Source organism: Dermacoccus sp. PAMC28757 (assembly GCF_014302635.1).
In the GTDB taxonomy this organism is placed as follows: Bacteria; Actinomycetota; Actinomycetes; order Actinomycetales; family Dermatophilaceae; genus Dermacoccus; species Dermacoccus abyssi.
In genome coordinates, this window is sequence record NZ_CP060292.1 from 1,685,542 (window position 1) to 1,698,529 (window position 12,988).

At 64.7% G+C, this 12,988-nt stretch carries 10 protein-coding genes; 4 read left to right on the forward strand and 6 right to left on the reverse strand.

Features of this window, described 5'->3' with window-relative positions; translation table 11 throughout:
* Nucleotides 1–21: 21 nt before the first annotated feature.
* Entirely contained in the window at nt 22–477 is a 456-nt protein-coding gene (locus H7F30_RS08065) for a hypothetical protein (protein WP_187034442.1), read from the forward strand.
* A 23-nt stretch (nt 478–500) separates the two neighbouring features.
* Here H7F30_RS08065 and H7F30_RS08070 read toward each other — a convergent pair whose 3' ends face one another.
* Both H7F30_RS08070 and H7F30_RS08075 read right to left on the reverse strand, forming a co-directional pair.
* A complete protein-coding gene (locus H7F30_RS08070; RefSeq protein ID WP_187034444.1) occupies nt 501–1,289 on the reverse strand; it encodes a hypothetical protein in 789 nt (262 codons plus the stop codon).
* Nucleotides 1,286–4,669 carry an FtsK/SpoIIIE domain-containing protein gene (locus tag H7F30_RS08075; protein WP_187034446.1) on the reverse strand — a complete coding sequence of 1,128 codons (3,384 nt, stop codon included), beginning with the start codon at nt 4,667–4,669 and terminating at the stop codon, nt 1,286–1,288. The genes H7F30_RS08070 and H7F30_RS08075 overlap by 4 nt, the downstream gene beginning before the upstream one ends.
* 190 nt (nt 4,670–4,859) lie before the next feature.
* On the opposite strand from H7F30_RS08075, the gene H7F30_RS08080 reads away from it, so the two are divergent.
* A complete protein-coding gene (locus H7F30_RS08080) occupies nt 4,860–5,369 on the forward strand; it encodes a hypothetical protein (protein WP_187034447.1) in 510 nt (169 codons plus the stop codon).
* A 287-nt stretch (nt 5,370–5,656) separates the two neighbouring features.
* Nucleotides 5,657–6,457 carry a hypothetical protein gene (locus tag H7F30_RS08085; RefSeq protein WP_187034449.1) on the forward strand — a complete coding sequence of 267 codons (801 nt, stop codon included), beginning with the start codon at nt 5,657–5,659 and terminating at the stop codon, nt 6,455–6,457.
* A 657-nt stretch (nt 6,458–7,114) separates the two neighbouring features.
* On the opposite strand, the gene H7F30_RS08090 is transcribed toward H7F30_RS08085, so the two are convergent.
* Nucleotides 7,115–8,545, reverse strand: coding sequence for a helix-turn-helix domain-containing protein (locus H7F30_RS08090; RefSeq protein ID WP_187034451.1), 1,431 nt, complete (start codon nt 8,543–8,545; stop codon nt 7,115–7,117).
* Nucleotides 8,546–8,892: 347 nt separating this feature from the next.
* Here H7F30_RS08090 and H7F30_RS08095 point away from each other — a divergent pair, with 347 nt between their 5' ends.
* Nucleotides 8,893–9,951: a hypothetical protein gene (locus H7F30_RS08095; RefSeq protein WP_187034453.1), complete on the forward strand. Its 1,059-nt coding sequence runs from the start codon at nt 8,893–8,895 to the stop codon at nt 9,949–9,951.
* A 159-nt stretch (nt 9,952–10,110) separates the two neighbouring features.
* Here the strand turns inward: H7F30_RS08095 and H7F30_RS08100 are convergent, their stop codons facing one another.
* From H7F30_RS08100 to H7F30_RS08110, 3 genes are all read right to left on the reverse strand, one after another.
* On the reverse strand, nt 10,111–10,839 hold the full coding sequence (locus H7F30_RS08100; protein WP_187034455.1) for a hypothetical protein: 729 nt from the start codon (nt 10,837–10,839) through the stop codon (nt 10,111–10,113).
* A gap of 74 nt (nt 10,840–10,913) precedes the next feature.
* The gene (locus tag H7F30_RS08105) at nt 10,914–11,717 is read right to left on the reverse strand and encodes a hypothetical protein (RefSeq protein ID WP_187034457.1); all 804 of its coding nucleotides are present in this window, start codon (nt 11,715–11,717) and stop codon (nt 10,914–10,916) included.
* A gap of 282 nt (nt 11,718–11,999) precedes the next feature.
* Nucleotides 12,000–12,935, reverse strand: coding sequence for a YafY family protein (locus H7F30_RS08110; protein ID WP_255464709.1), 936 nt, complete (start codon nt 12,933–12,935; stop codon nt 12,000–12,002).
* Nucleotides 12,936–12,988: the final 53 nt, after the last annotated feature.

The window sequence follows — 12,988 nt, forward strand, 5'->3', positions numbered from 1 at the left end:
GTGCCACGTACAGTTTACGGCGTGACGCGAAAACCCCGTAATGCCTCAGAACTGCCCGACCGGACGCCATCCCGCACGCCGGCGCGATCGAGTGGTGCAGCCTGGCTCGTCAGTGCCGCCGGCACCGGCCTTGCCGCGCTCGCGATGCTCGTCATGGCGGCGATGTCGGCGTACGGCGTGATCAACGGGGAGGCCAGTACCACGACCCGCGCCCTCACGGAGGCCGCTGTTCTGGTCGTCCTGGCGGCGGGCGTGGCGTTGCTCGCGATCAACCTGCTGCGTCACAAGAGCCTGGCGAAGACCCCGACGTTGCTGTGGAACGGCATGCTCGTGCCGGTCTCGTTCAGCCTCATCAGCGGGGGAGCCAAGCTGTTCGGCGTGGCGACGCTCGTTGTTGCTGTCGTCTCGTTCGTTGCGGCGCTCACGCTGCCGCGCTTCGACCCGGACGAGGACGACGGGGCGGACGCCGTTCTCTGACGCCCGGTCGGCCGTGCAGCGTGTCAGGCAGAGGCGCTGCTCGGTGATGACGACGAACTGATCGCGGAGGGGCTCGCGCTCGACGACTTGGGCGTCTTGGCCGGCCCGCCGGCCTTCACCTTGTTGGCGAGCAGTTGAACGATCTTGGGCACAACCGTGTCGCGGTAAGCCTTGCGGGCGCTCGCGTGGTCGTCTCCGAGTGAGGAGAACCCGATGCCGGAGAACGAGATCTGGCCCGCGGCATCACCGTTGGTGAGCAGGACGTGTGTGGTCGTGCCATCGCTGAAGGAGTCGGCCACACCGTTCTTGCCAGGGCCGGCGAAGGTGTAGATACCGGGGTTCTTGGCGGCACGAGCCTGGTGAGCCTTCTTGTCCGCGTCCCAACCCTTCGTGACGTCGGCCTTCGTGCCGAAGCGATCGAACTCGATGACGATGCGGCTGCGGTTGTCGCTCTCCTCTCCCTTGACGGTGAGAGTGAGCGTGCCGTCCGAGAAGTCGGCCGACCGAAGACCCGGCACGATCGAGCGCAGTTCCTCGGTGGCCAGAAGGGTCGACTCCTTGGGGAGCGCGGACGTGTCGATCTTGCCCTTGCCGTCGAGGCGCAACGTGATGGCGCTCCCCTTGGGGGACTTCGGGGAGGACGAGGTACTGCTCGACGAGGACGAGCTGCTCGAGGTCGAGCTGGAGGACGTGCTCGAGGTACTGCTCGGCGTCGACGTGCCGGGCGTGCTCGTCTCGGCGGCGATGGCCGGCGCGGCGATGAGGGCGCCCGTGAGCGCGACGGCGGCGGTGATCTTGCGCGTACTCGTCATGGTGACAGGGTGTCACATTCACCCGGCTCGCCCGGGGACGCGAAGTGCAGGACGTGCGCGTGCGGAAGAACGAGTCCGCGTCCGGGCGGCATGGCTGCGGGCACCTGTGCCGGGCGGAGACCCGCGAGGGAGTACTCCGTTTGGTCGTTCTGACGCAGGACGATCTTCACCTCGAGGAGCGCCGCGAGCTTGGACGCGAGAACCAATCGCGCTCCCGTGATGACGAACACCCTGCGGAACTGGTGCGCGCGCTGCACGTGCCGCAACATCTCGTCCGCCGCGAGCCCGTGGTTGATGCGCATGAGGCTGTCGTTGAGGGCTTCCCAGCCGTCGACGACGATCGCGACGCGCTCTGCGACCGGGCTCGGCTCGTTGAGGGCGGTGAGCAGGCGCACGGCGTCGTCCGGATCGTCAGCGGCGAAGTGGTCGTCGACGGGGAAGCTCGGGACGTCGCCGACCCACCAGATGCGTTCGCCCGTCGACCGTCTGGCGCTCGCAATCGTCATGGCAGCGTGTGTGCGCCCGCTGCGAGGAGCCCCAGCGATGCCGATGTGTTCGGTGCCGGCTCCTGAGAGGACCGGTTGCGATTGATCGTGCGGGAGGTCGACGACGGCGATCGGCACGCTGTTTCGCGGGCGCTCGCCTGCTTGGGGGCGCGCGAGCAGGAGGTCGGGCCAGCGCACTTCGCCCATGGCGAGGTGGGCAACCGGCCTGGTGTTTTCGCACAGGGGCGGGAGCACCGGGCGGCGCGGAGCAGGTAGGTGCGTGGCGGCAGCCTTGGCTTCGGCGACGAACCTTTCCAGGTCGTTCGTCGTGGAATGGCCCGCCGGCCGGCATCCGGGGCACTCGGGCTCGGCAGCAAGGGGGCCCGGTGCGCGGAGATCGACCTCGTGAACGTGGAGTGGGGGTTCGTCGGTGTGGAGCATGCGTGGCGCGCCGGTGAAGGCCGTCTGCAGCTCGACAGGGGTCGACCCGCCATGGGCGAGGAACGCTCGCCCGGGATGCCGAGGCGAAATCGCTGCGGCGGCGGGGGAGTCGATGACGTCGATGCTGTCGGAGCGTTCGCGGACACGCAGTGCGACCCGTACGTCCAGGTTGGCGCGCATGTCTGCGGTGACGGCGCCACCGGGGCGCTGGGTGGCGAGGACGAGGTGCATGCCCAGCGACCGACCGACAGCCGCCAGCCGCACGAGGCCTGCAACGAATTCGGGCAGTTCCTCTGCGAGGACGCGGAACTCGTCGACGATGACGAAGAGACGCGGCAGCGCCGTGGCACTGTTCGGTGAAGTGGCTCGATATGCCGTGTAGGAGTTGTACCCGGCGGCAGCCAACGTGTGCTCGCGTCGTTTGATCTCGGCCTGGAGGGCGGACAGAGCCCGTTCCGCGAGTGAGTTGTCGAGGTCCGTCACGAGACCGACGACCTGGGGAGCGTCGACGAGCGGGCCGAAGGTGGCTCCGCCCTTGTAGTCGATGAGCAGTGCGGTGACGTCGCCAGGCCCGTTGAGTGTGAACAGGCCACGCAGGTAGGCGAGGAGGAACTCGGACTTGCCTGCACCCGTGGTGCCGGCCACGAGGGCGTGTGGCCCCGAACGGACGAGGTCGAGGTGGACGGGGCCGGTTGCCCCGAACCCGACCGGGACGGCGGTGGACGGTCCGGCCGCCCATGCCCGGGCGACGTCTGCAGGCAGGAGACTGTCGGCGGGCACCGTCGTCGGGATGGACGAACTCGTGCCTCGGCGTGAGGTGGTCGCCCACCGCCGCGCGAGCCTGGTCGTCGTGACGAACCACGAACTGATCGGCTCGTCGAAGGTGAATCGGTGCCCGGACGGCAGCAAGGAGGCGTTGTGGCCGTGGCGGACCGTGACGACGAGATCGGTCGGCCCGCTTGAGCCGCGCCTCTCGCGTTGCATTCCGGGCGCCGACGGTCCGACCCAGACGAGAACCCCCGAGGCCACGGGGAGCCAGCGTCTCAACGCCTCGCGTGCGCCCTCGCTGCGCGCGTCGAGGACGAAAACCGGAAGCTCGTCGCCGGTGTGACCGGGTTGGGCGACCCGCTCTGCCAGGTCCTGTTCTGTGTCCTCGGGTAGGGCTGCTCCCACCTCGAGGCGAGCTGTGCCGCGGCACCACGTCCACCGCGCACCCTCAGCCATGTCCGTGACGACGTGGAGGCCGCAGGCGCCGGGTACGCCTTCGACGAGAAGCCGGGCGACGACGTGTTCCATGCACGCACCCACCGAGGCGGCGTCACAGTCGAGATGGAGCAGGTCGCCAGAAGTGAGGGCCACCGCAACGGGCGCGTCGTCAAGGGTGAGGTGACGTGTGACGCCGTCATGAGTCACGGAATGGATCGACGGAGACGTTCCGTGTCCGAGACGCAGAACCAGGGGCCAGCTGCGTTCACCCGACGCGATGCCCGGCCGACGCCCCGCCGCGACGTCGGTGAGAACGTCCGGTGGCGGGAGCCGTGCGGTGCGCTCGAGGCGCTCGCGGTTCAGGAGGTCGTCGATTCGTCGCCCGGTATCCGCCTTGGATCGCGCGTACTCACGAGCGGCCGCTCGCCCTCCGAGCCGACCTCGCCGGCGGTCGTCGAGATACGTGAGGCCGATGGTCAGGGGCCCGATGAGCATGAACGCCAGCATGAGGGTGGAGTGCAGAACGACGGCCATGACGAGGGCCACCGGCACAGAAGCGAGTGCTGCCACCCACCGGAGCGGGCTGCGGGGCGGGGCCGTGGGACGTGAGGGCCACTCCAGCCGGGTGGGCGCCAGTTCGAGGCGGTTCGCCACCGGAGCGGGGATGCGCAGTGTGCCGTCCCCTCGGGCTTCCACCGCTACGGGCTCGAGCGTGGTGTCGAGCCGGATGCGCGTTCCCCCGAGGCGTAGATGTTGACCGATCCGCCACACGCAGGGCTCACGCGGATCCAATGCCCGGGCATCGAGTGAGGTTCCGTTGGAGCTGCCTTCGTCGCACACCTCGACCGAGCCGCGCCGCACGATGACGCGAGCGTGTGTTCGGGACACGAGCGGGTCGTCGGTGAGAAGCGGGTGGGCGCGGCCCAAGATGTGCTCACCCGGAGGAAGCGGGCACGAGCGTCCCTGACCCGGCCCGGCGGACACCACCAGTCGAAGCGGAGTGGGAACCGAGTTCGTGATGGTCGTGCGCTGCGGCTCGAGGGACGCGCCGTCGACGAGCGGAGGCTCGCCGAGGCGGAATCCGTCGTCGATGTCGATGTCGTCCACTCGAAGTCTCTTGCCGACGAGAGCCGGGCCGAGGTGTTCGCGCAGCGTCGTGAACTGTGTGCCCGCGGGGGCCTCGATGTCGAAGACGCGGGTGTGGGCTTGGTCGGGGTTCGCGAGCGCCAGACGCAGTTTCACCTTCATGGTGACCAGCGTGTGCCGAACCCGCGAGCCGGCAACAGAGCCAATTTCTTCCTGTGGATAACTCCGATAAAGCGAATGGTAAGAATTTGGTAAGAATTTCGGCTAAACCCCCGCTCGGTTCCGCCGGAGCCTTTGATGGCCGCCAGGAACGAATCGACTCGACGAGCGAGTCGGCGGGAGGTGACCATCCATGGCTGTCGGTCTCATCGAGGACGAGGTCCGTGAGCAATTGCGCTCGCGTGCCGTCGATCCGAGCACCGAACCGGAGAAGGTCCGCTCGATCATTGCGGAGATCGTGTCAGCCACCGAGCTCGCTCGCGCACGAGCCGGGCTCCCGGCGCTTCCGAGTGCGAAGGACGAGGCCAAGGCCGTGTTCGACGCGGTGGCGGGTTTCGGGCCTTTGCAGCCCTATCTCGACGACCCGTCCATCGAGGAGATCTGGCTCAACGAACCGGCCCGCGTGTTCGTGGCACGCTCGGGAATCCCCGAGCTGACGAACACGATTCTCACGCCCGAACAGGTGCGCACGCTGGTCGAACGAATGCTGCGTTCGTCCGGTCGTCGCTTGGACCTCAGCGCTCCGTTCGTCGACGCAGCTCTTCTGGACTTATCTGTAATGACGGACAGCGTCGTGCGGTCGATTAGCCGAATGGCGGCTCCCCCACGTCGTGGTCACTATGAACGACGTGTCACGGTGTAGTCACTGACAACGCCAGGCGTGTATGACGGAGGGGCGCGACGCTGTGAGCTCCACCTGGTGAGGTCACTTAGCGGGTGACGAAGTCAAACGTCGTTGTTCGCGACTCAGGCCTCCGGCGAGCACCCCAGGCGTTGCCGCTCCGTCCGCGACACTCATTGTCCCGGCGGCGCCCGGGGCGCTTGAATCGCTCGCTCTATCACCTACGCGTAGACTCGCTGGCGAACGGCCGACACTTAGGGTTGTCGGGATTCAACACGCGCGCGCCTGCTCTGTGACAATATGCAAGGATGAACCAGAGCTTCATGTCCATGACTTTTCCGTTAGCGCACAAACAGTATCTTAATAACATTATGCACGCGTATAACTTAGTTGCGGTCCATGAAAAGGCGGGCCTCGATGCAGAGGGGCATGCAAAGCGCGGAAAAAGAGGCGCCCCCATGTCCGTCAACCGGGCTATCGTGCTCATGGCAGTCGCAACGTGGCAGGCGACCATCGAAGACCTAACGTTGGCCGCCTTTGCATTAGGTCCGAATGTAGGAAATCAGAAGAAATCAAACGCGTTATTGACTGAAGTGGAGAAATTTAGCACGCCCGCGACACATCAAGTCAGGGGACTCTTTGCCCGCAACATATTCTCACCTGACCAACCCCAGACTCCGTTCGATCCTGCCAAAGCTTGGAATTGGCAACAGGCGGGTGGGAGGGGTGCTGGCCGGAGCACACATGATGCCGCCACGATAGCTAACACACTGGACTCCTGGACGCACATTCGTCATGCAGTTGCCCATGGCCACGATGATCTGTTCGGCCAGCTCGCAGGACAAAAGGTATGCGACGTCAGCGTTGGGTGGGAAAGCCACAGCGCCGGTTGCGCTAAGGGGGTGCCGCTGAAGGACCCCGCCCTAGCAGTTTCCAGACAGGCGCGCGCAGGAAAGAATCCTTCACTAACTCTTGCAGATGCGCGACAATGCTTGCACTTTTTTGAGCGACTCACCCGCGTGACGGCAAATTCTTTAATCGCGCACGTAGGGGCGCAACATCATGGAAATACAAAGTTGCCGTGGCGGTACTCTCCGCCGCGGAAATGACCCACCACCCCGATGCACAACCCATCGTCCAGAGAAGGCACGTCACCCTCAGCAAGCCCAAAAGTGCGCTTGAGTCAGGAGAAGGCCACCCGCTCCTCCATCCTGCGTAACAACGTCGCCGTGCCGAAGATGCATGTGCGAGCCGCGTCGGTTTGGAATTGCAGGACCGGGGCGACCGGCGCGCGCCGAGACAGCCATACGCTCCAGGAGCCACGAAACCCGATTCAGAAGCTATCCCGGGCTGGGATTCTGTGTGCGGGCGCTTTTGGTGGCGGCTCGCCACCAAAGGGCGGTCGTTCAGCGCGAGAGAGTCGCCCGAACGCGCTGTCTGTGGCTCGCTGATGCGTGGGAATGGCGCCATCCCGAGTTTCTTCAGGTTGGACCCATCATGGCGGGCAGTTCAGATTCGTGTGGCTCCCATTCGGCCTACTGCACGAACAGGTGACAGCGGTCAGGCAACCAAGGCGACCGTCGCGATCATGACGATTTCGAACTCGATGTGCGTCAACCGATGCAGGCGTTCCTGGCCGCGGCCACGGTGGTGGGCGCGTTCGATCCAGGCCACGAATCGGCGCGCGGACGGATCTGGTCGGCGCCGCGGCACTGGGGGCTAGCGTCAGTCACCTGTCTGAGAGGAGGTTCGGCGCCGCCTATGGATTAGTCGTTGGCCGCGCTCGTGACCTCTGGTGACTCTGCGAGTCGCGGGAGCGCGGTGGCCGTGCTGAACGACAGGTCTTGCCCGGTCTGGTGAACCACGTCGCGGATCAGCTCAAGGATGTCTGCGGCGGCCATTGTCGGAGTATCGGTTCCGATGGTTCCGGTAACGGTCCGGAAGTTTGGAACGCGGTCGGCCTCGTCCCAGGGCATAAATCCGCCCTTCAACATTTGCTCCGAGCGCCGGAAGATCTGTGTGCCCGGCTCGACCCCTACCCGCAGCGTGTAGTCGCCCGCGATGCCAAACACCGCGCGTGTCGCCGATAGAGCCACGGCGAGATCGAGCCCGAGCTGTTCGATGTCGCAGATGGCGACGTCACCGTCCAAAGAGACCATGCGCTCGCGGAAGCCGCCCTCCGAGCGGTGCACGGCCATGACGATCGTGCCGTCAGCGTGGACCTCCACACGTCCGCAAACATTCGAGTTCGCCGGTGTTGCTCGGTAGAACATCCGGAGTCCACGATGGAGCTCCCTGTGCTGGTTTACGTAAATTGCGCTGACGGGAGAGTCGCCGCCCAGTTCTGATAGCCCGACTTGGTTGCGGTCGCACCAGTCCAGGACCGTACGGGCTTGACTGCGCTGAATCGGGCGGCGATGCAACGGTGAGCGCTCCGGCTGGAGCACGCCGATGATCCACTGCTTATCGCGTACAGCACCGCAGGCCTTCATCGCTGATGACCAGATGGCCTCCATTTCCTGGTCCCGCTGATCGCGGCCGCGGTCTCGCTGCCGGTACTCATCGGCCAGCTGGCGTTCGCTCATAAACATGGTGTCCGGACCGTTGCGCCAGGGCGCCATGAACCAGTCGGGGCGACCCTTCGGGTGGATGAGATGCGGACGGCTGGCGCTGTCCGGTACTACAGCGGCCAAGACCGACTGCGCAGAGCCTGGGTCGCTCACCAGCACCATCTTGAGCCCGGCGACGGCCGGATAGATCAAGTTGTTGGCCGCCTGATACAGCTCCCGCATTTGCGTCTCGGTCACCTCGCCGACCGAGACGATTCGCTCGGCCACCGAGCGATCGTCAACTCGAGTCTCGTCGACGCCGTACACGATCGGCCCTCCGCCGGTATTGGCCATTGCGGCGATGTCCTTGGCAAACTCCTGCTGTTTCGCCTGCTTCTGCTCCGTCATCGCACCGGTCAGCGGCCAGTCCCGCTTCCAATCAAGGGATGCTGACTCGGGAATGTGCTCGGCGCACGCCTGTTGGACCAGATCAATGGTCAGCCGATCATCGGAGGCGGAGTGCCATGTGCAACGAAGTCCACACCACGCTCGAACTATATGCCGTCGCACCCATGCTCGTGCGAGCAACAAGAGAAACCGCGTCCACGCAATGGCGCTGAAGGAGCGATTGCTGCGCTGGTCGCTCAAGCGGACCAACACCGAGTCGATGCCCTCGGAGTTCTCCGAGAGTTCCCGGGCTCCATCGCCAGGCGCTGACGAACACTGCGCACGACGCGGCTCCCGACGACTTGCGCACGTGGTTGTTGCTCTCGCGCTCTTGAGGCGCCCCTCGACGAGTTGTTCGCACCCGCGAGGCAGCCAGGAAGGTGGACCCCAGAGGAACGTCCAGGGCGAAGCCGTAGTGGGTGCCGATGATCGGTATAGAGTTGAGGTCGTTCAACGTCAACGGCGCCTCTAACCAGCCGCCCGGGGACGCCACATGTTCGTGGACGCAACATGTTCATTGCCATCTTCTGTTCCGGGGGTCCTCTTCGATGGACTGGCTTCCCGACGAGTTGCTGTCCCTAGCTAGTCGGATAGTGCGTGCCGATCAGCTCGCCTACGAAGTCGGTGATGTCGCAACCGAATGGTCCCGAAGTGGACCAATTACGTTCGTCCAAGAACGCAAAGGCGACAAGTACCAAGTTGTACCAACCGGCATGCGTCCGATACCGCCCGAGATTCCGTTAAAGTTCGCCGAGGCCATTAACCACGCGCGGTCGGCTGTGGAAAATGCCGTCTGGCACCTCGTCATCAGCAACGAATCGGGTGAAATCTCTGAGAAGGCCCAGCGCCATATCTGCATGCCTGTGCATCTCAATGAGAAAGGTTTCGCCGACTGGTGCAAAAGGGGGCTGAAGCTCGGCCTCACGACGCTCGGCGAGGGCCACATGGTGCGAAAACGCATAGAGAGCCTGCAACCTTTCGCAGACACGCACAGCACCATTGACTCCTGCCCAATCCACCTAACTCAGCGTGCTGCGACCACGAATGAACAAGCGCAGGCGCTCCACCTGTTGCATCGCTACTGGAATGACGACAAGCACCGCGCTGCCACCGTGGTCGCTGGACTGACCCGTCAGGAGCAGGTGCCGGTTAGGTGGGATGGGCAGACGCTCACGGAGTTGGACCGACCAGTGGTCGGGGCGGCGTTTGAAGCGCTTCGATTGGGCTTTCCGGTCGAGCGCGGAACCTATGGGGTGCCGAGTCTCACAGAATCGGAGTCGTCGGTGCAGTTGCGGCGGCCTAGCCCCTACACGGCACATGTTGCGCCTGCGTCAGAACTGGCTCGCCTCGTGGACTACGTGGCGAATACTGCATTGCCGACGCTTATCGTCGGGATGACGATTGTAGGTGCGTTTCCCCGGGATGTGCCGTTAGGTGAGGGGCCGGAAGACTTGCGGACAAGACTCAGGTCGGGTTCCTCGGAGAACTCCTTCGAGCGGTTCCAACCCGTAGTCTTCCAGAAACTTTTGGCCGCGTGGGACTCGCCACCGAGCTTTCCTGAGACAGTGTGGGTGGATGAGTTTACGGGTGGTGATCTACCTGACTGATGCGGCGAGCGGGCAGCCACTCGGCCCACCTTCACCTCATGTGCGTGGGTCGCCACGCCCAGTGACCACCTGCGGTGTGGGCGATTGGTACGCCCGCAGCCTTCCCGTCGGACTCTCGCCGATTCAGCAACCCCGAGTCTACGTGTCCACTCAGAACGGTTAGAGGCGCTTGGCAAGAGCTTCCAGGCTGGGCGGCAGAGTGTCCCACTGGAGGCGAACCTCGGTGGATAACTGCCGCGCGGTGGGGCCGGCCAGGCCGTGCTGCCACACTCGGAATAGGAGATGCCACCAGCGAACAACCGTCCCAATAATCTCAGTACGGACTCGGCAGAGTGCGTCGCGCGATTCCGGCCCGGCGATAGCGGACGCGAGGCCGAGTCTCGCAATCGCCTTGTCGTCGAGGACCTGCCACATCTCGTGGATAGGTCTACCTAGCGGCCGAACTCCTCCCAGCGCAGACTCGTGAACGTAGCGGCCAGCCCTGGCGTCGGCGGCCGTGTCGAGTGCCTCACGGAGACCGGGCCAGAAGGGATCCACGTCCAAGGAGTGCTTGAGCCTGAGGATATCGGGCCTGCCATCTCCAGCAGCTCGCTGCTCGAGACGGTTTCCAAGGGAGCGAGTGAGTCCGTCGATGTTATGTCCCCACTCTTTTAGCGTCTTTGGGTCGGGGAAGGCTCCGGTGTCGAACTCGTCCATCATCCCGAGCGTGAGTTTCGCGAGTTTCTCGACGCCGGCTGCGATCGTTTGCAGGGCCGGTTGGCCCGCTCTGGCTTGCCAGCCGGGCGTGGCGATCCTCGCGATCCCCATCGCGAGGAGCTCCGTTGCATCCTCAGTGGCTTGCACGAGGTGTAGCGTCCTGACGTGGTGATGCGCGAGATTTTCGCCCAAGAGCTATTCCTTCTGGTTATCGCTGGCTACGGCGGGCGTGTGAGGCGTCGACGCACCGAAGAGCCGCGCTCTAATTAGCTGTAGATGGCGAGGTACTCCACCACCAACAGCGGCCCTTCTGCGTAGTTCGCCTGCGTGGCTGCGTCAGCTGGGCCTTCGCGTTCCATGCGCCGCCGCTCTTCTCGGCTAACGAGGTTCATGCCTGGCAAGGATATTAGGGGGTACCACTTCCCCTCCCCAACTACCTTCTTGACCTTACCGATGATGCGAACGCGGTCGTCCAAGGTTGCGCCCGGTCGGACCCACTGAGGAGTGAGTGATCCGACCACCCTCCAGGCAGTGTCGCTATCTTCGCCGACAACTACCGGCGGGACATCCAGATTCTCGAGGAAGGTTCCCATCGCCTGCATCTCGTCTTCGGCTGGCATGCCATTCATGTCCAGGCCCAAGGCCCGGGCGGCAGGTGCTAGGTCCTGGAACTGACGCAGAGTCTCGCGGAACCCGGATTGGTTCGACAATGCCGCGACTCCCTCGGGCATGAAGATGTCGCACTCCCACTCGATGAATTCTCCGAGACTAAGGCCCGCAAAGTCGGTATCCGGCTCCAGAACCTCGACCCATCCGAGGGCATCTGGGCTCTCACGGCCAGCCGCGATAAGTCGTTGAAGTCTCGATGCGTCGTGGTCGGTGGTTGTGAGCGTGTCCTCCGACTCTCGATCACCTCGCGCGTCCGCCTTGACCGGTCCGGCGCCCAGGGCGGCACCGACCCCTCGACTGCCCTTCGATCTGGAGACACCCGTTTGGCGGACTCCGCCCTCCAAACCTGCGATGTAATTGAGCAGAGCGTCACGGTCCACGTACTGAGCGCTGATGAGCATGTCAACACTGTGTCATGCAGGCGGTCTGCGCGGAGCCAGGACATCGCTCCTTTTCCCAGCGCAGGACCGGTGCAAGAAGTATGCGTGCACTTGTGGTTTGCGGGTACGCGTTCCTGCTGTGGACGCCGTTCGAGTGCGAGCCAGCCTGCGAGGCCAGCTGCGAGCCAACGTAGGAGTCGTCATGTTCGGCGAGACCGTCACAGGGGGAGCAAGCCCGGAGTCTCCCCGTGTCGATGCTCGTTCAGATCTCTAGATGTACTGACCGGAGACGTTGGTCGAGCCTTACTTCGGGTGATTCTGCGTGAGCTTGTCAGCCAAGCTATGGATCCGTTCGACTGCCTCGTTGGGGTGCAGGACGCGGATGTGGTCCGCGAACTGGAGGAGTTGCCGGACGGACTCGACGTCCGGGTACTGCACGACGATCGAGCTCCACTCTGCGTCGGCGGCAGTGGCGGCTACGAGGCGTGTACCGAGGATGCGACGCGCTAGATCCAGCCGGGTGGAGCGCAGCAGTGCTCGCACCTCGACCGCCGGGACCGGCTGGAAGTCGTCCAGCAGACCCGCCCAGACAGTGCGAAGGTCCTGACCCGGGCGCAGCACTGCAGTCTGCGGCAATGGCTGATGGTCCTGGATGCGGCCGGTATTGAACATTCGTGGCTCACCGTCGACATCGGCGACGAGGTACCAGGTGGCGGCCTTGGCGGCCATGCCGTACGGATCCACGACGAGCCAGTGGCCGGCCGACTGTCCGCTGCGGCGGTAGCGGATCCGCACGCGCTGCTTACGGCGCGCCGCGTCGAGCAGGGCAGACAAATCGAGCTCATAGCCTTCAGAGAACCAGCCCGCTGGATCGATGAGCAGGATGTCCGACAGAGGTGCCTGCGTAGTGGCCCCAGAGCTTCGGGCGGCCACGGCGGTGAGTTTCTCCTGAGCTCGGGCACCCACAGTGTGCAAGCCGACGTTCTCCAGTTGTTTGGGGTCAAGGCCGCCGAGCGTCAGCAGCTGAACCTCGGCCGGGTCCAGACGTGCGGGGTCGAGCCGGGCCCGGCGGTCGAGGACGATGGCGCCGTGTCGTCCACGTTCGGTGTGGACTGGGACGCCAGCGGCCGATAGCGCTTCCACGTCGCGGAGGATCGTGCGCTGCGAGACCTCGAAGCGACGCGCCAACTCCTTGCTGGTCATCCGTTCGTGGGTCTGCAGGAGCAACAGCAGCGACATCAGACGGACGGACCTCATGAACCCCAACCCTCGCAAACAAACATGACATCGGG